Raw genomic sequence first — 17071 nt, 5'->3', positions numbered from 1 at the left:
TCCCTCCCTCAGTGGTGCGACGTCTTGGACGACTGCGCGGACGATTGCATGAACGACTGCGTGGACGACTTGGTGGATGCCTTCGGCCGGTAGGTGGGGGGCATCACCGGCATCTCGACCTTCATCGTCCCGGACTCGGTGAAGTGCAGCTCCAGGGACACCTTGTCGCCCTCCTTCGGCTTGCGCTTCAGCTTCTCGAACATGAGGTGGTTGCCGCCGCTCTCCAGGACGAGCTTGCCGTGCGCGGGGATGTCGAGGTTCTTGACCTCGGTCATCGACTGACCGGAGGTCGTGTGGAGGGTGACCTCCCCGGCGATGTCGCTGGTGACGGAGGACAGCCGGTCGTCGGCTCCGCTGTCGTTGGCGATGACCAGGAAGCCGGCCGCCATGGAGTCCGAGACCGGCTGCGGCATGTAGGCCGAGCCGACGGACAGTTCGGGCTCCGACGAGCCGGAGTCCGAGTCGCCGCAGCCCGCCAGGGCCAGCGCCGCCGCCATGACGAGGGCACCCGCGGAGGCTCCCGTGGGCACCTTCGCGGACGTCGTACGACGCGTCACGGCTTCTCGCCCTTGATCAGCTTGGGGAGGTCCTTGGTGTAGTCGTCGACGGTGGCGTCCTCGCCGTACAGCACGTAACCGCCGTCGGTCTTCGGGGAGAAGGCGATGACCTGGGTGCCGTGCATCGAGACGACCTTGCCGTTCTTGTCCTTCTTCGGCGCCTCGATGGAGATGCCGAGCGTCCGGGCACCGCCCTGGATCGTGGCGAAGGACCCGGTCAGGCCGACGACGTCGGGGTCGATGCCCTTGAGCCACTTGCCGAGCGCGGCGGCGGTGTCCCGCTCCGGGTCGGTGGTGACGAACACGATGCGGAGCGAGTCCTTCTCGGCCTGCGACAGCTGCTTGTTCTGGGCCAGCTGCTTCTCGGCGACGGCGATATTGTTCATCGTCAGCGGGCAGACGTCGGGGCAGTTGGTGTAGCCGAAGTAGATCAGGGTCGGCTTGCCCTTGGTCTCCTTGCGGAGGTCGTACTGCTTGCCGTGTGTGTCGGTGAGGACGAGGTCCGGCTTCTCGAACGGCTTGTCGAGGACCGTCGCGGCCTTGTCCGAGCCGGCTTCGGCGGACACCTCGGCGACGGCGTTGTCGGCGTCGTCACCGCTGCCGCAGGCGGAAAGGGTCAGGGCGGCCGCGGCGAACAGCGCGGCCGTGGCGTACGTCTTCTTGCGCATAGTGCAATCTCCGGGGGGACGCCCTACCCGACCGCCGCTGTGCGGCGGCCGGACCCCCGGCCGGAAACGGATCCGGCCGGGGATCCCGGTGGGGCGTCCCGGGGTTTCGGTGGGTGGGACTTGGCTTACGCGGTGGTACGCCGACGACCGGCGAGAACGCCGAACGCCACGCCCGCCACGCCGACGACGATGCCCACGACGCCCAGCACGCGGGCCGTGGTGTCGCTGCCGGCAGGAGAAGAGGCCTCGGTCGTCGAGGTGCTGGCGGCCGCCTTCGCGTCGTCGGCCTCTCCGGAGTCGTCGGAAGCGGCGGAGGCGGACCCGTGGTGGTCCGCCTCGGCGGCGGACAGCGCGAGCACCGGAGCCGGCGTCTCGGGCTCCTCCGCGCCCTCCTTCGGGGTCTCGATCCAGCGCACGACCTCCTTGTTGGAGTACGTCTGGATCGCCTTGAACACCAGCTCGTCGGTGTCGTCGGGCAGCGCGCCGATGGAGAGCGGGAACTTCTGGAAGTAGCCGGGCTGGATGCCCTTGCCGGAGGCGGTCCAGGTGACCTTCGTGACGGCCTCGTTGATCTTCTCGCCGTGCAGTTCGAGCGGCTTGGCGAGCTTGGACTTGGTGACCTTGACGGTCCAGCCGTCGACGGCCTGCGGCATGACGGAGGCGAGCGGGTGGTCGGCCGGGAAGTTCACTTCGATCTTGGTGGTCGAGGCGTCGTCGCGCTCGTTCGGCACCTTGAAGTTGACGGTCGCGTAACCGCCCTTGGCGGCCGTGCCCTCGGGCTGCACGCTGACGTGCGCGAACGCGGGACCGGACAGGACGAGGACGGCGGTCGCTGCGACGGCACCGGTCGCGGCGATACGGGAAGCCTTCATGGCAGGGACACTCCACTTTCAGCACTGTTCGATGACAGAACGGGGTTGTGCGTGCGAAAGAGCGGGCACGCGCGCGTGCCGCACGACGGCGCCCCGGGAGTGATACGTCCAGTACGTCCAGAAGGGATGCGTCGCGTCAGGCGGCGAGGGCGAGAGCCCCGTGGGACGGCGGACCGCGCCGGCCGACCGAGTGCTGAAGAACGGCCGTACGCACGGCCGGTGGCACGTACTCCGTGGCCCGCGGTGCGCGCGGCGCCCCGGGGAACGTGCCCGGGAGACCCGCCAGCAGGGCGCGTACGAGTGCCAGGGCCCCGCGCAGGGAGACGAGCGCCCCTTCGACCACTCCGTGTGCCGAGAGACGCAGGAGGCGCCGCAGCGCGATGTCCCCGCAGCGCAGCAGCCACCCTGTGGCGGCGGCCGCGAGAAGGTGGCCGAGGAGCATGGACAGCGACGGCAGCGCGGACAGCGGGGCTTCGGCGGTGGCCGACATGGCGCCCGCCTGTTCGTGCATGGCGTGCGCCATGCCCGTCCCGCCCATGCCGCCGGTCCCGCCCGTCCCGCCGGTGTCGAGCCGTGCGTCGGCGATGATCCGCTGTGCCTGGGCGGGGCTGAGCGTCGCGACCCCCGCGCCGCACACCAGCCGCGCGGCGCGGGCCACGAGCGAGGCGTCCACGCTCGCGGCAGCCGTCGCCGCCGTGCTGTGCTGGCCGAGCCCGAAGAGCGTGTGCAGTACGGTCTGGCCGACCGCGAGCAGCACGGCGATACCCGGCAGGGAACGCTCCCGCCCGGCCAGCGGTGCCGCGACGGCGAAGACGGCGAGGGATCCGGCACCCAGCGACCACAGCGGGACCGTGGCGCAGGAGGCGATCGCATGACCTGCCGCGGCCAGCACGACACAGACCGCGGTGAACACCGCGGCCCTCAGAACCCGGAGTTCACCTCCGGTGCGCGCGCGCTGGTGGGGGGCAGTCATGGCGGGCTCATCATCGCACTGGCCTCACCCGCTCCATACGGCAGGTCCACAAGATGACATACGTTCCGGAAGGTCACGTTCTGGCCCTGGTCGCCCGCACATACACCGGCCAATGGCGCCGGCACATCCCCCGAATGGGCGATGTCACGTCAGCGGCACGCTTACATCCGGTTCCTCGCGGCAATACGTAACGGTATGTCGAGCCGCGGCCAGGAGGCTGGAGCATGAGCATCTGGTGGTCCCTCCATCTCCGGCGTGAGGCGGCGAGCGTGCCGCTCGCCCGGCGCCTGCTGCTCGGCACGATGGAGTCGGCGGGGGTGGACCCGGACATTTCCTACGATCTCTCCGTCGCGCTGAGCGAGGCCTGCGCCAACGCCGTCGAGCACGGGGGCGAGTCCGTCCACGGGGAATTCGTCGAGGCCTACCGGGTCACGGCCTATCTGGACGGTGAGAAGTGCCGCATCGAAGTGGCCGACTCCGGGCCCGGGTTCCCGTCGGGACGGGGGCGCGCCCCCGTCCGCACCGCCCACAGCGACGCCGAGAACGGCCGGGGCCTGGGTCTGATCCAGGAACTCGCCGACCACGTCCACATCGGCAACAAGCCCGGCCGGGGCGGCGCGGTGGTCAGCTTCGACAAGATGCTGAAGTGGCGCGAGGACACGCCGCTGGTGGCCACGTAACGGGCCTCCTGGAGAGGCCGATCCACCGATCGCCCTCCTGGAGGGGGCGTTTCCCGCCGACTTCGGCTGCCTTCCCGTCTCTTTCCTTCGCAGAGCCTCATCTCCTCAGGGCCCTGCCCTTCTCCGAGCCCTGCTCTTCTCAGGGTCCTCACAGCCGCCACCCACGTTTCTCACGGGTGGCGTCCCTAGCTTTCCGGTATGACGGGAACAACGGGAACACACGCCCAGCGATGCCCCCAACGGCGCTCCGAGCGCATCGGCTTCCTCCACCGACTCGTCCTCGTAAGCGTTTACGTCGATGAGCGGCCGTGACGAGTCGAACGAGCGGCCGTGAAGCGATGAGCAGGCGCGAGGACGAGACGCTCGCCCACGCCGCCGTGACCGCGCTGACCGGGCACCTGGCGCTGGCCCCCAAGCCCGGACTGCCCGACCCGCGCGATCTCGGCGCTCGCGTGACCGGTGAGGACCACTGCTCCCTGCGCTGGTCGGCCAAGGCGCTGGCGCCGGGCCTCGCGGCGATGGCGGCGGCCGCCCGCCGCACCGGCTCGGCGACACCGGAACTGAGGGCGGAGCTCGGCGCGATAGGGCGCTCCACCGAACACTCGGTGGCGCTGGCGGGCGGCGGCCACCGAGGCGCTCTGTGGGTGCTCGGCCTGCTGGTCGCCGCGGCGGCCCTGGAACCCCGTGCCACCGGGCGCGACCTGGCCGCGACCGCCAAGCTGATCGCGGCGCACCCCGACCGGCGGGCCCCGCGACGGCCCTCCCGGGGCTCGTCGGTCTCCGCGCAGTACGGCGCGGCGGGCGCGAGGGGCGAGGCCAGGGCCGGATTCCCGCACGTGCGGCGGGCGTTGGACGCGCTGGCCACGGCCCGCTCGGCGGGCGTCTCCGAGCCGTACGCCCGGCTCGACGCCCTGCTGACCGTGATGTCGACGCTCCAGGACACGGAGTTGCTCTACACAGTGGGTCCGCGCGGGCTGCGGCACGTCCAGGCGGGTGCCCGCGGGGTCCTGGAAGCGGGCAGTACGTCCACCGAGGCGGGCCGCATCGCGTTGGCCGCCTTCGACGACGACCTCCACGCGCGCGCGTGGAGCCCCCGCGGAAGCGGCGGGCTGCTCGCGGGGGCCCTGTTCGTGGACTCGCTGCCGGTGACGGCCAGTTCACCGGTACTGGCCGCCTGACCACATGCGCGGCGGCGGGCCGACGGTCCGTCGCCCACCGCGCGGCCGACCCCATCGCGTACGAGGCCGCCGCCATAAGACCACCGAAGGCAGCCACCCGGGCGTTCGCCACCTCGCGAGCAGCGTCGTCAGCACCAGCAGCTCCGCGGTCCGCGCCACCGTCACGCCCGTACCGAACGGTGTTGAGGAACGTCACGAGGACGTACGAGCGATCGCGCAGCACCCAGAGGCCGTCGCCCCGTCCGCGCCCCTGCCCGGAGTCCGTGAGTTTCTGATCGGCCTCCACGCGCGCGTGCACCGCCTTCACGACGGGCGGCAGCAGACGAAATGGCCGAGTACCTCACCAGTACCCGGCCATCGGTTCCGTCAGTTCCGTATCAGCCCTTCAGGGATCCGTGTCAGCCCTTCAGGGACGCCATCCACGCCTCGACCTCGTCCGACCGGCGAGGCAGCCCGGCGGACAGGTTCCGGTTGCCGTCCTCCGTGACGAGGATGTCGTCCTCGATGCGGACGCCGATGCCCCGGTACTCCTCGGGCACGGTCAGGTCGTCCGCCTGGAAGTACAGGCCCGGCTCGACGGTCAGGCACATGCCCGGCTCCAGCGTGCCGTCCACATACGTCTCCACGCGCGCGGCCGCGCAGTCGTGGACGTCCATGCCGAGCATGTGACCGGTGCCGTGCAGCGTCCAGCGACGCTGGAGCCCCAGCTCCAGAACGCGCTCCACAGGGCCCTCGACGAGCCCCCACTCGACCAGCTTCTCGGCCAGTACGCGCTGCGAGGCGTCGTGGAAGTCGCGGTACTTGGCGCCCGGCCGCACGGCCGCGATACCGGCCTCCTGGGCTTCGTACACGGCGTCGTAGATCTTCTTCTGGATCTCGCTGTACGTGCCGTTGATCGGCAGCGTGCGCGTGACGTCGGCGGTGTAGAGCGTGTGGGTCTCCACGCCCGCGTCGAGCAGGAGCAGGTCCCCGGAACGCACGGGACCGTCGTTGCGCACCCAGTGCAGCGTGCACGCGTGCGGCCCCGCGGCGCAGATGGAGCCGTACCCGACATCGTTGCCCTCGACCCGCGCGCGCAGGAAGAACGTGCCCTCGATGTAGCGCTCGGACGTGGCCTCCGCCTTGTCGAGGACCTTCACCACGTCCTCGAAACCGCGGGCCGTCGCGTCGACGGCCTTCTGCAGCTCGCCGGCCTCGAACTCGTCCTTGACCAGCCGCGCTTCGGAGAGGAAGACGCGCAGCTCCTCGTCGCGCTCGGCGGTCACCTTGTCGGTGAGCGCCGCCTCGACGCCGGCGTCGTAGCCGCGTACGACCCGCACCGGGCCGGTCGCCTCGCGCAGCGCGTCGGTGAGCGCGCGGACATCGGAGGCCGGGATGCCGTACACCTGCTCGGCCTCGGTCAGGGAGTGGCGGCGGCCGACCCACAGCTCGCCCTGGCCGGAGAGCCAGAACTCGCCGTTCTCGCGGTCGGAGCGCGGCAGCAGGTAGATCGTGGCCTTGTGGCCGCCCGACGTCGGCTCCAGGACCAGGACGCCGTCCTCGGTCAGGTTGCCGGTCAGGTACGCGTACTCGACCGAGGCACGGAAGGGGTACTCCGTGTCGTTCGAGCGGGTCTTCAGGTTGCCCGCGGGGATCACCAGGCGCTCGCCCGGGAAGCGCGCGGAGAGCGCGGCACGGCGGGCGGCGGTGTACGCGGCCTGCGGGATCGGCTCCAGGCCGTGCAGCTCGGTGTCGGCCCAGCCGGACTTCATGCTCTCGGCCAGCTCGTCGGACACGCCCGGGTACAGGCCGTTCTTGCGCAGCTTGATCGGCTTTTCTTCGTCCGCCTGGTCGGCGTCATCGTCAAGCACAGCTTCCGGGGTCTCCGGGTTGAGCGCCTCCGACACGGTCTGCCTCCTCGATACGACTCTGGACGCCCTCCATCGTACGGTCGTACGGAAGGACGCCCAGGGCCGGAAGACCTGTCACGCGGGGCTCGCCCGAAGGGGCGGGACGCTCACTCGAAGCGTGCCGCCAGGAGGACCACGTCCTCGTCGCTGTCGGCGACGTCGAGGCCGTCCGGCAGCACACTCCGTAGGACGTGATCGGCGACCGCGCCCGGGTCCGTGCGCAATGTCCTGGGCACGGACGCGGCGGCCGCGTGCAGCCGCGCGAAAGCACGGTCCATGGGGTCGCCGGTGCGGTGCAGCAGCCCGTCCGTGTACAGCAGAACCGTCTCTCCGGGCTCCGCCTGGAACTCCACGCTCGGTGCCTCCCAGCAGGCGAGCATCCCCAGGGGCGCCGACAGCGACGTCTCCACGTACTCGGTGCGCCGCTCGCCGATCACCAGCGGCGGGCTGTGCCCGGCCCCGGCGAGTGTGATCTTGCGCAGCGCGGGCTCGCAGTACGCGAACAGGGCGGTGGCGGAACGGGCGGGCTCGGTCAGCCGCAGCAGCAGTTCGAGGTCGGACAGGACGGCGACCGGGTCCTCGCCCTCCATCACCGCGTACGCCCTCAGGGAGGCCCTCAGCCGTCCCATTGCGGCGACCGCGCTGGGACCCGACCCGGTGACGGACCCGACCGCGAGGCCGAGCGCGGCGTCGGGCAGCGGGAGCGCGTCGTACCAGTCGCCGCCGCCGCGCGGCCCCGTGCGGTGGCGGGCGGCGAGCTGGACGCCGGAGACCCGGGGCAGCCGCGAGGGGAGCAGTTCCTCGGAGATGGTCGCCATGCACGCGCGCGTGCGGTGCAGTTCCACCAGCCGGGCCAGGTGCTCGGCCGCGTAGCGCGCGTACAGCCCGACCAGGTGCCGCTGGCGCTCGACGGGCTCGGCCGGCTCGTCGTACAGCCACACGGCGGCGCCCAGGCGGCCCGACGCCTCCGTGGACAGGGGGAGCGCGTAGCTCGCGGCGTAGCCGAGGCGGGCGGCGACCTCGCGGTGGCGCGGGTCGAGGCCGTCCTCGGAGAGGAGATCGGGCTGGGCGATCTCGCCCTCGCCCCCCGGGAGTCCGTCGAGGATCTTCCCGTACGACATGGCGCTGCGCGGGACGGTCTCGATGTGACCGAGATCGGCGCGGGCCAGACCCAGGCCGATGGTGGTGTCGGGGCCGAGTCCGTCTCCCGGTTCCAGGACCACGAGACCGCGCCGGGCGCCCACGAGGGCGGCTCCGGCGCGCAGCAGTTCCTGCAGTGCGTTGGGCAGTGCGCCGGTGTGGGCGAGGCGCTCGGTCAGCTCGTGCAGAGTCGTGAGATCGGAGACCCAACCTGCGAGTCTGTCCTGGAGAACGGCTCCGGGAGCGTGTGGAGAGACGGCCGAAGAGGTGTCCGGGGCGGCAGGTGCGGGCGCGACAGTGTGTGCGGGCGATGGAACCGTTGAATCGATTCCGGCCACTTTCGGGAGGTGAGGGGCGTTCATGGCGTCCGGCTTTCCGACCGGTGCGTTTTGCTCGATAGCATCGCAAACCCCCATGTCATTCTGCGCCGCTAGCAGTGTCTCCACATGTACACGCACTCGTAAGGGGATGTCCAGCATTGTCCTGCTGGGATTCCTGGTGTCCGTGGGACCGTTGCGGAAAAGCAAAGTTGGCTTAAAACCGACTCGAAGCCCGGCTTATTGAGGTCGACTGGCCTTGTTCGACGGAGCGTCACAGCGGTCGTGATGGGTACGTACTCGGTGAAGGCCAGGGGTGGTTGGGCTCGTCCCGGAACCTGGCGACGGACCCGGGCGTCTTAACCACCGACGACCGTGCCCCATCCTCCCGTGGCGGAGGCGGCGAGAAATACGCGGGACGGCAAACGCCAGGCGCCGCCACCCCACGCCATGCCCATGCTTTTGCCAGACGCAGTATGGACGCGGACGCAGCCAAACGCTCGGCCCATAAGGGGTTCCCCTTGTCTCGGACGGGGGTGTGATGCGCCAGTAGGTACGCACAGTGAAGTGATCGACACATGGTGTGATGTGGTCCTCGGTGTTGCCAGGCGTGCAACGGAAAGGAACGAGCGCTCATGCGCGAGATCCTCGGAAGGCGACGCAGGCTCCTGTCCAAACGAAACGGCGGACGGCCTGAGATGCTCGGCGCGGCCCTGACCTTCGCGACCGCATGGCAGTGGCCCGTACTCCCGGGAGTGGCGGCGGACCCGCAGGGGCGGGGCCGATGCGCGTGTCCCGACCCGGAATGCACGGTGCCCGGTGCCCATCCCTTCGACCCCGGCCTGCTCGCGGCCACCACCGACGAGCGGATGGTGCGCTGGTGGTGGACGAACAGGCCGACGGCGCCGATCATCCTGGCCACAGGGGACAAAGCCCCCTGCGCGGTGAGCCTGCCGGCGCTCGCCGCTTCCCGCGCGCTCCTCGCGCTCGACCACATGGGGATGCGCCTCGGCCCCGTGATCGCGTCCCCGACGCGCTGGGCGCTGCTCGTGAAGCCGTACTCCCTGGAGCAGCTGGGCGAGTTGCTCTACGCCCAGGACCACGTGCCGGGCTCGCTGCGCTTCCACGGAGAGGGCGGCTACGTGGCGCTGCCCCCGTCCGAGACCGGCCAGGGCCAGCTGCGCTGGGAGCGGGCTCCGCTGCCCGGCTCGGCCGCCCCCTGGGTGCCCGATGTCGAGGCCGTCGTGGACGCCGTGGTGGAGGCCCTCACCCGTACGGGTGTGAGCGCACCCGAGTTGTAGGGAACCGGGCGCGCGGCGAACCGCGCGCCCGCCCTCGCTCGTTATGTTCCTTTCATGCTGCGTCACTCCGGGGGACGACGATCCCCAGGCCCTCGAAGATTTCGCCCGCTGGCGTTGGCGGGCGCCGTGGCGCTCATGGCCGCGCTGCCGCTGGCCGTGGCCTCCGCGGGACCCGTGGGCGACCCGGATCCCGCGACCGCGCGTACCTCCGATGACCGCTCCCGAGCGTCCGATGGCGGCTCCCGAGCGTCTGATGACAGGTCCCGAGCGCCCGATGACGCCGTACGTGCCTCGGGCGCCCGTGATTCCGACGACGCGCCTGCCGCGGTCGGTCGCGCCGACGCGGGGGCGGGGGCGCCCGAGTCGCGTCCCACGCCCTCCAGAAGCCCCCTGACGCTCGGCCTGGGCATCGCCACCGCCGCCCGCTGCGGTCCCGAACTCGCTTCCCCCGACGGCATCGAGGCCCAGACCTGCGTGCTGACGCAGGGGCGCGACACCTGGGCGCGTACGTACTACCGCAACGCGACCGGAGACGATCTCACGTCCGTACTGACCCTCATGGGGCCCGCGGACCGCACCGTACGGATGCACTGCGCCGTGGGCGCGGACGACGAGCCGGGGGTGTGTGAGACACCGCGGCAGCGCACGACGGGGGACGTGCGGGCGTACACGGCGGTCGTGGAGTTCGCGGAGGGGGCCGACGGGCCGCTGCTGTTGCGCGCGGGGAGCAACTCACCTGCGCAGACCGGGCGTTGAGGCTTCCGCCGACAGGGGGTCCGAATCCGGAAACAGAAAGACCCGGTTGCTGGCGACGGGGGATGCACCAGCAACCGGGCTAATGAAACGGTAACAAGAGATCGGCGGTTCGCAAATTCGATCTCGGCTATTCGGACACCGATTTCCTTGTCAGGACCGGGAGTTGTGACAGGAGTCACCTGGTTCACGGCCCTGTCGGCCAGCTGACTGGTCGGTCAGTCCGGCTTGAGTGTCCGCTGTGTCTCAGCTGAGGGTGACCTGTCGGTTGGTGAGGCCGCCGCGCGCCCGTCGCTCGTCCCCGGTGAGCGGCGCGTCCGAGGCCAGCGCGGCGGTGAGCCGCTCGGCGAACTCGGCCGCCGGCTTCTCGACGTCCTCCGCCGAGACGCCGGTCGGCAGGTCCCAGACCGGCACCGTGAGGCCGTGGGCACGGAAGGAGCCCACGAGGCGGGTGCCTTCCCCGAGGCTCGACCGGCCCGCGGCGTGCAGCCGGGCGAGCGCGTCCAGAAGCTGCTCCTCCGGGTACGGCATGACCCAGCGCAGATGGTTCTTGTCGGGCGTTTCGCACCAGTACGCCGCGTCGACGCCCGCGAGCTTCACGGTCGGGATGGCGGCGGCGTTGGCCCGTTCCAGGGAGGCGGTCACCTCCGTGGTCGCGTTCTGCGCGTCCGGAACCCAGAATTCGAAGCCCGCGTGCACAACTGGCTCGAACGCGCCTTCGGGGTCGAGGAGGTCCTGCAGCCGCGGTCCGTCAGCCGGGGCGCGGCGGCCCTGGACCGGACTGCCCGGCTCCGCGATGAGCGCCCGCTGGAGCGTGTCGGCCAGGTCGCGGCTGATGTCACCGGACGCGGTGTCGTTCTGCAGGCCGATCAGCACCGAGCCGTCGTCACGGCGCAGCGCGGGCCAGGCCATCGGCAGCACCGTCGCGAGCGTGATCGACGGGACGCCCTCCGGGAGCGGCTCCTTCAGGTGCAGCTCTACGGTGGCCGCGGGCACGAGCTCGCGCAGCGCGACCCAGTCGGCCTCGCCCGCCAGCGCCTCGAAGGGGCGGTGCACCAGCTCGGTCACGGCGTGCGCGGCGGCGCGTCCGTGACACGCCTTGTAGCGGCGGCCGCTGCCGCAGGGGCACGGCTCGCGTGCCCCGACGACCGGGATCTCTCCATCCGTCAGCTGAGGCTGCTTGGCCTTCGTCTGGGGTCGCTTCTTGGCCATCGTGGATGTCTCCCGGTTACGGCTCGACTCGTACGGGCGCGAGCCTAGCCGCTCGTACGAGGACCCACGGGACCCTGTGGACAACGTGCCGAGTCGTCCCGGAAGCGGTGCTTCGGTTCGGCTTCGGTTCGTCCCGGAACCAGCGCTGCGGTTCGTCCTCGAACCGGTGCTTCCGTGTGCTTCGTGCTGCTTCGTGCTGCTTCGGTCCAGGTCGTCCCCGGCGGCCGGTTCTTGGCCGGACAGTCCTGCGCTCACATGGTCCTGGGCTTGGGCCGCGCCCGCTCCAAGCCGTCCAGGCCGTTCTGTTTTCTGGTCGCGCTCGGTCCAGGCCATTCCGGGCCCTGGTGGTGCCTGGCCCAGGCCATTCCGGCTGGGCTCTGGTCGCGCTCGGTCCAGGTCGTCCTGGGCTCAGGTCGTGCTCGGTCGAGGTTGCTCTGGGCTCAGTCCGTTCTCAGTCCAGGTCGTCGAAAGCGTCCGCGAAGTTCAGGTCGGGTATCGCGGACACCGACGGGCCCGTGACGCGCGCGGCGAAGTCGTCGCGGCGGTGCCCGGCAACGGCGTCCTTGTGCACGACCACCCACACCGTGACCTCACCGCGGGCGTCGTCCCGGACGCCCCAGTCGTCGGCGAGCGCCGTGATGATGTTCAGCCCGCGGCCGCCGCGCGCCGTGACCGAAGGAGTGGCCGGAACCGGACGGGTCGGACCACCGCCGTCCGTCACCTCGACCGTGAGCCTGCCGGTCTGTTCGACGCGCCAGGCGGCCCGGACGTCGCCGTCCCCCGCCAGGGCGTCACCCAATGGCCTGCCGTGTCGGCAAGCGTTGCTCAGTAGTTCGGAAAGGATCAGTACGGCATCGTCGATGACCGTTTCCGCCACACCGCCGGTGCGCAGCTGAGCCCGCATCCGGTGTCTTGCTTCCCCCACGCCCGCAGGGCCATGGGATACGGCCATGCTCGACGACGTGGGCACCTCCTGTGCCACCACCAACGCCACCCCCGAGACCTCCTTTGCCCCACGCCACGGTGTGGATGCCCCTCTGGGCTGGACTGGAAACCGGCCAATGCACGTACGGTGACGCACTCTTAACGATCGAATACGGACTGAACGCGCCGGAGCACTCCCTGTAATCGCATGGCCTGAATTCGACGGTGCGGCTGACGTGCGAGGTCTGTGCGCGGGGGAACCCGGACGGTCCCGCGGGGGACCTCGGAGGGTTGAGGTCAGCGGCCCAGTTGGTGGCGCACCGCGCGCGGGCGGTTGGTGATGATGGCGTCGACGCCCAGCTCGACGCAGAGATCGACGTCCTCGGGCTCGTTCACCGTCCATACGTGAACCTGATGCCCAGCCCGCTTCAGACGCTCGATGTACGCGGGGTGATTGCGCACGATGCGCATCGAGGGGCCCGCGATCCGGACACCGGCGGGCAGCCGTCCGTCGCGCAGCCGGGGCGAGACGAACTGCAGCAGATAGACCGTCGGCAGCGTCGGGGACGCCGCCCGGACGTGGTGCAGCGAGCGCGCCGAGAAACTCATGACGCGTACGGGGGACTCGGCGGCCGAGGGCGGGGCGTCCAGGCCGAAACGCTTCAGGAGGACCAGCAGGCGCTCCTCGACCTGGCCCGCCCAGCGCGTGGGGTGCTTCGTCTCGATGGCGAGCCGTACGGGGCGGTCGGCGTCGGCGACGAGTTCGAGCAGTCTTTCCAGGGTGAGGACGGACTGCTGCTCCCAGGACGGGGGCCGTTGCTGCTCCCAGTCGGGCGCCTCGTCGCGGTTCTTCCAGGAGCCGAAGTCCAGGGCGGCGAGGTCGGCGAGTTCCAGGGCGGAGACGGCGCCGCGGCCGTTGGAGGTGCGGTTGACGCGGCGGTCGTGGACACAGACGAGATGTCCGTCCGCGGTCAGCCGTACATCGCACTCCAGGGCGTCGGCCCCGTCCTCGATCGCCTTCTCGTACGCGGCCAGGGTGTGCTCCGGGGCCTCTTCGGAGGCTCCACGGTGGGCGACGACCTGGATCTGGTGCTGTCGTGCGTGGGTCACCGCGTCATGGTGCCATCGTCAGTGGGTAGGCGTGAGAGCGGTGGCGCCGTGCGCTCGATGGTTTTGTCAGACCTGTCCGATATAAATGAAGATCCCGGAGTCACAGGTGCCGCTTATGGCGCCCTGACGTCCCGTGGGAAAAGCTGACGGCATACAAAAGCACATGCACAGCTGGAATCGTGCCGGTTCCTGAACACACGCGAGTGGAGCCATGAACACGCGCGAGCGAACATGACCGTGTGCGACCTGAACGAACAGCCGTGGACCGAGAGGAAGAGCTGTGAGCACCGAGAACGAGGGCACTGAGGTACCCCCGGCCCCGTCTGCACCTCCCGTGCCGGTGGACACTCCCGCTGCTTCCGCGCCTCCGGAGCAGGGGGTGCCACAGGGAGCGGGCCCCGTGGACCCCTATCAGGGCACGACTCAGTCCCAGGGGTCGGCTTACTCCCACGAGGCGGCCACGCCCCAAGAAGGCGCGCCGACGGCCTCGTTGCCCCCGGTTCCCTCCGGGGCGCCCGCGGGCGCGGGCCCCGCCCCGGAAGCGGGTGCCTGGCCGCCTCCTCCACCCGCCACGCCCTCGTACGCGAGCGGGGGTGAGGGCGGCTCGGGGGATGCCTGGGGTTCCTCGTACCAGCAGCCGGCGCCCACGTCGAAGTCCGGCGGACGCGGCGGTCTGGTCGCAGCGATTCTGGTGGCCGCACTGGTGGCGGGCGGGGTGGGCGGTGGCTTCGGCTACTGGGCGGCCGACCGGAACGACAACACCACGGCCTCCACGACGGTTGCCGCCTCCCAGAGCGGCGGCGACCTCAAGCGTGACCCGGGCACGGTCGCGAGCGTGGCCGCCACGGCGCTGCCGAGCACGGTCACCATCGAGGCCGAGGGGAGCAATGGCGAGGGCGGTACGGGCACCGGCTTCGTCTTCGACACGCAGGGTCACATCCTCACCAACAACCACGTGGTGGCGGAGGCGGTCGACAGCGGCAAGCTCTCGGCGACCTTCTCGAACGGCAAGAAGTACGAGGCCGAGGTGGTCGGCCACGCCCAGGGCTACGACGTCGCGGTCATCAAGCTCAAGAACGCGCCGAACGGCCTCAAGCCGCTGCCCCTCGGCAATTCCGACAAGGTCGCGGTCGGTGACTCGACGATCGCGATCGGCGCGCCCTTCGGTCTGTCGAACACGGTGACCACGGGCATCATCAGCGCCAAGAACCGCCCGGTGGCCTCCAGCGACGGCAGTGGCCAGAGCAAGGCCTCGTACATGAGCGCCCTGCAGACGGACGCCTCGATCAACCCGGGCAACTCCGGCGGCCCGCTCCTGGACGCGAACGGCTCGGTCATCGGCATCAACTCCGCCATCCAGTCCAGCAGTGGCGGCATGGGCGGCACCAGCCAGTCCGGTTCCATCGGCCTGGGCTTCGCGATCCCGATCAACCAGGCGAAGGCCGTCGCCCAGCAGCTGATCAAGACGGGCAAACCCGTCTATCCGGTGATCGGCGCCTCGGTCGCCCTGGAGGAGGGCACGGGCGGCGCAAAGATCACCGAGCAGGGTGCGAGCGGCTCCGACGCGGTCACGCCGAACGGCCCCGCGGCGAAGGCCGGCCTCAAGCCCGGCGACGTCATCACCAAGCTCGACGACCGGGTGATCGACAGCGGCCCCACCCTCATCGGCGAGATCTGGACCCACCAGCCCGGCGACACCGTCAAACTCACCTACACCCGCGACGGCAAGCAGCAGACCGCCAACGTCACCCTGGGCCAGCGCGAGGGCGACAGCTGACCCGTTACTCTTGTCCCCGCGCCGATCTCTCAGCGGCGCGGGGTGGGTTGCCCGAGCGGCCTAAGGGAACGGTCTTGAAAACCGTCGTCGCAGCGATGTGACCGTGGGTTCAAATCCCACACCCACCGCGCAGGTCAGAAGCGTGCAGGTCAGAAGGGGTGCCTCTCAGTGAGAGGCACCCCTTCTGTGTTCAGCCTGTCTCACCCTGAGTCGGGTTGTCCCACCCTTGACCAGTGCGTGCGGCCAACCTGTGGCCAAGAGGCAGGTGCCATAAGCCCTGGTCAGGCGCCATCGGCCAGCGCGGCATCAATCATCTGGTTCGACACCGTCTGTTGGCCGCGAAGGATCTTCGCGTAAAACCGCCACAGGACCGCCGGACTGTGACCGGCACGCCGCGCGACTTCCACCGGATCGACACCCGCTTTGATCCACAGCGAGACCCCGGCGTGCCGGAGCGAGTACGGGACGTCCGCGAGCGGGGTGGCAGCTTCCTCGGGTGTGAGGGCAGCCTTTCGGGCCTGTTGCCACAGGTCGGTGTACTCGTTGGACCCGATACGACCCCCACGGGGCGCACGGAAGAGCCGACCATCCGCCGCCGTACCGAACCGGTCCAAGTGAGTGCGGAGCATCGCGACCAGCGTGGGCGGGATCGGCACGGGACGTGTGGCCTTACGCGCCCGCCGCTTCAACCCTCGTTCGTCGAACGAGCGGCCATCGTCGGTCCACCCCTTCCCGACCTCTGGTCGACTCTGCGTGAGTACTAACTCCCCCCAACCCTCAGCAGGGAGCTTGCAGTTCCGCCGCATGAGCGAAGCCACTTCGGACGGGCGCATCGCGGCGTAGTAGAGGCAGCCAAAGAACGCGTGCAGATGTGGGCCGCGCACGTCGGCATCCCGTACAGCGTCGATCAGCCGTCGCGTCTGCTGCGGGTCCGGCACGTACTGAAAATCCACCTCATCCGTGGTGTCCGGCGCCGCCCAGTCGATTCGTCCCAAGGGGTTCGCAGGAAGCACCTCCCGCTCGACCGCGTACCGCATGGCGTTGCTGAACACCATGCGCTTACGCCTCATCGTGTTGTCCGCCGCACGCTTCCCGTCCAGCCGCTTGGACAGAGCAGTCAGGGCCCGGCGGATGTTGTCCGACTCGGCTACGTCGACCACCTTCAACGAGGCGCCGGCCACCCAGTCCAGGGCACTACGGATCTCGCGCGGAACGTCCCGATCGGCATCCTTAAGTGCCTGATGCTCCCCGTCGTCCCCGAGCGTGGCCCTGAACGCCCATCCCTGAAGAGCGCGGCGCAGGACGGCTGAATCCGGTGCCCCGCGGGAGGTGGATACGAGCGCGACCGTCAGAGCAGTCAGAGCCTCGGCGATGCCAGCGCGATGCTTAGCGGACGCGTTGGGCCACTTCATAAGCGCGTACGCACAAGCGTGTTCGTACCAGGTCGGGGACGTCGCCTCCCGCAGCTCCGAGGCGGGGAGCCCCGTTGCGACGTCGAATGCCTCACCGGCGCCAACTGCGGTGACGAGTTTCGAACGACGGGCGTCCGCGAGGGTCTTGGTAGCAAAGGGCTCTTGGCAGACCTTGCCCGCCACGGTCCAACGCACCTGGAAGGGCGCCGACTTGCTGTCGCGGCGACGGATACCCCAGATCCGCACGTTGTGGCTCTTCATTGATCACCTCATGACGGAGGGGACCGCCAAAGCGGTCCCCTCAACGG

The 17071-nt window shown here is 70.3% G+C and carries 15 protein-coding genes and 1 tRNA gene; 6 read left to right on the top strand and 10 right to left on the bottom strand.

What is annotated here, in order from left to right; translation table 11 throughout:
• Positions 1 to 8: 8 nt before the first annotated feature.
• The 4 genes from OHA11_RS22690 to OHA11_RS22675 all read right to left on the bottom strand — a co-directional run bounded on the left by OHA11_RS22690 (position 9) and on the right by OHA11_RS22675 (position 3070).
• Complete coding sequence (locus OHA11_RS22690; protein ID WP_266507376.1) at positions 9 to 497, bottom strand: copper chaperone PCu(A)C; 489 nt, start codon at positions 495 to 497, stop codon at positions 9 to 11.
• 56 nt (positions 498 to 553) lie between these two features.
• Positions 554 to 1225 (bottom strand): SCO family protein, encoded by a 672-nt coding sequence (locus tag OHA11_RS22685; RefSeq protein WP_266499083.1) that lies wholly within the window; start codon positions 1223 to 1225, stop codon positions 554 to 556.
• Positions 1226 to 1350: 125 nt separating this feature from the next.
• The gene (locus OHA11_RS22680; protein WP_266499081.1) at positions 1351 to 2097 is read right to left on the bottom strand and encodes a YcnI family protein; all 747 of its coding nucleotides are present in this window, start codon (positions 2095 to 2097) and stop codon (positions 1351 to 1353) included.
• A gap of 136 nt (positions 2098 to 2233) precedes the next feature.
• Positions 2234 to 3070, bottom strand: coding sequence for a hypothetical protein (locus tag OHA11_RS22675; protein ID WP_266499079.1), 837 nt, complete (start codon positions 3068 to 3070; stop codon positions 2234 to 2236).
• 224 nt (positions 3071 to 3294) lie between these two features.
• On the opposite strand from OHA11_RS22675, the gene OHA11_RS22670 reads away from it, so the two are divergent.
• Entirely contained in the window at positions 3295 to 3750 is a 456-nt protein-coding gene (locus OHA11_RS22670) for an ATP-binding protein (RefSeq protein ID WP_266499076.1), read from the top strand.
• A gap of 338 nt (positions 3751 to 4088) precedes the next feature.
• Entirely contained in the window at positions 4089 to 4928 is an 840-nt protein-coding gene (locus tag OHA11_RS22665; RefSeq protein WP_266507375.1) for a triphosphoribosyl-dephospho-CoA synthase, read from the top strand.
• Between the two features lie 398 nt (positions 4929 to 5326).
• On the opposite strand, the gene OHA11_RS22655 is transcribed toward OHA11_RS22665, so the two are convergent.
• Positions 5327 to 6814: an aminopeptidase P family protein gene (locus tag OHA11_RS22655; RefSeq protein WP_266499074.1), complete on the bottom strand. Its 1488-nt coding sequence runs from the start codon at positions 6812 to 6814 to the stop codon at positions 5327 to 5329.
• A 110-nt stretch (positions 6815 to 6924) separates the two neighbouring features.
• A complete protein-coding gene (locus tag OHA11_RS22650; protein WP_266499072.1) occupies positions 6925 to 8436 on the bottom strand; it encodes a PP2C family protein-serine/threonine phosphatase in 1512 nt (503 codons plus the stop codon).
• Between the two features lie 473 nt (positions 8437 to 8909).
• Here OHA11_RS22650 and OHA11_RS22645 point away from each other — a divergent pair, with 473 nt between their 5' ends.
• Together OHA11_RS22645 and OHA11_RS22640 are read left to right on the top strand one after the other, a co-directional pair.
• Positions 8910 to 9575 carry a bifunctional DNA primase/polymerase gene (locus OHA11_RS22645; RefSeq protein ID WP_266499069.1) on the top strand — a complete coding sequence of 222 codons (666 nt, stop codon included), beginning with the start codon at positions 8910 to 8912 and terminating at the stop codon, positions 9573 to 9575.
• Between the two features lie 135 nt (positions 9576 to 9710).
• Positions 9711 to 10331 (top strand): hypothetical protein, encoded by a 621-nt coding sequence (locus OHA11_RS22640; protein ID WP_266499068.1) that lies wholly within the window; start codon positions 9711 to 9713, stop codon positions 10329 to 10331.
• 243 nt (positions 10332 to 10574) lie between these two features.
• Here the strand turns inward: OHA11_RS22640 and OHA11_RS22635 are convergent, their stop codons facing one another.
• From OHA11_RS22635 to OHA11_RS22625, 3 genes are all read right to left on the bottom strand, one after another.
• Positions 10575 to 11540, bottom strand: coding sequence for a DUF5926 family protein (locus OHA11_RS22635; RefSeq protein ID WP_266499066.1), 966 nt, complete (start codon positions 11538 to 11540; stop codon positions 10575 to 10577).
• A 451-nt stretch (positions 11541 to 11991) separates the two neighbouring features.
• The gene (locus OHA11_RS22630; RefSeq protein WP_266499065.1) at positions 11992 to 12621 is read right to left on the bottom strand and encodes an ATP-binding protein; all 630 of its coding nucleotides are present in this window, start codon (positions 12619 to 12621) and stop codon (positions 11992 to 11994) included.
• Between the two features lie 140 nt (positions 12622 to 12761).
• Entirely contained in the window at positions 12762 to 13574 is an 813-nt protein-coding gene (locus OHA11_RS22625; protein ID WP_266499064.1) for a glycerophosphodiester phosphodiesterase, read from the bottom strand.
• Positions 13575 to 13854: 280 nt separating this feature from the next.
• Between OHA11_RS22625 and OHA11_RS22620 the strand changes: the two genes are divergently transcribed.
• Together OHA11_RS22620 and OHA11_RS22615 are read left to right on the top strand one after the other, a co-directional pair.
• Positions 13855 to 15351: a S1C family serine protease gene (locus OHA11_RS22620; protein ID WP_266499063.1), complete on the top strand. Its 1497-nt coding sequence runs from the start codon at positions 13855 to 13857 to the stop codon at positions 15349 to 15351.
• Between the two features lie 41 nt (positions 15352 to 15392).
• A tRNA-Ser gene (locus tag OHA11_RS22615) sits at positions 15393 to 15479 on the top strand.
• A gap of 153 nt (positions 15480 to 15632) precedes the next feature.
• Here OHA11_RS22615 and OHA11_RS22610 read toward each other — a convergent pair.
• On the bottom strand, positions 15633 to 17024 hold the full coding sequence (locus OHA11_RS22610; protein WP_266499061.1) for a site-specific integrase: 1392 nt from the start codon (positions 17022 to 17024) through the stop codon (positions 15633 to 15635).
• Positions 17025 to 17071: the final 47 nt, after the last annotated feature.

It is taken from the genome of Streptomyces sp. NBC_00878, assembly GCF_026341515.1.
Lineage (GTDB): Bacteria > Actinomycetota > Actinomycetes > Streptomycetales > Streptomycetaceae > Streptomyces.
The sequence above is the reverse complement of the archived record's forward strand: the minus strand, read 5'-3'. Positions and strand labels throughout refer to the sequence as shown.

Coding starts and splice junctions, on each gene's coding strand:
- OHA11_RS22665 (WP_266507375.1), top strand. CDS start 4,089: ATGAGCAGGCGCGAGGACGAGACGCTCGCCCACGCCGCCGTGACCGCG.
- OHA11_RS22670 (WP_266499076.1), top strand. CDS start 3,295: ATGAGCATCTGGTGGTCCCTCCATCTCCGGCGTGAGGCGGCGAGCGTG.
- OHA11_RS22645 (WP_266499069.1), top strand. CDS start 8,910: ATGCGCGAGATCCTCGGAAGGCGACGCAGGCTCCTGTCCAAACGAAAC.
- OHA11_RS22690 (WP_266507376.1), bottom strand. CDS start 497: ATGGCGGCGGCGCTGGCCCTGGCGGGCTGCGGCGACTCGGACTCCGGC.
- OHA11_RS22635 (WP_266499066.1), bottom strand. CDS start 11,540: ATGGCCAAGAAGCGACCCCAGACGAAGGCCAAGCAGCCTCAGCTGACG.
- OHA11_RS22640 (WP_266499068.1), top strand. CDS start 9,711: ATGGCCGCGCTGCCGCTGGCCGTGGCCTCCGCGGGACCCGTGGGCGAC.
- OHA11_RS22650 (WP_266499072.1), bottom strand. CDS start 8,436: ATGCTGGACATCCCCTTACGAGTGCGTGTACATGTGGAGACACTGCTA.
- OHA11_RS22610 (WP_266499061.1), bottom strand. CDS start 17,024: ATGAAGAGCCACAACGTGCGGATCTGGGGTATCCGTCGCCGCGACAGC.
- OHA11_RS22675 (WP_266499079.1), bottom strand. CDS start 3,070: ATGACTGCCCCCCACCAGCGCGCGCGCACCGGAGGTGAACTCCGGGTT.
- OHA11_RS22680 (WP_266499081.1), bottom strand. CDS start 2,097: ATGAAGGCTTCCCGTATCGCCGCGACCGGTGCCGTCGCAGCGACCGCC.
- OHA11_RS22685 (WP_266499083.1), bottom strand. CDS start 1,225: ATGCGCAAGAAGACGTACGCCACGGCCGCGCTGTTCGCCGCGGCCGCC.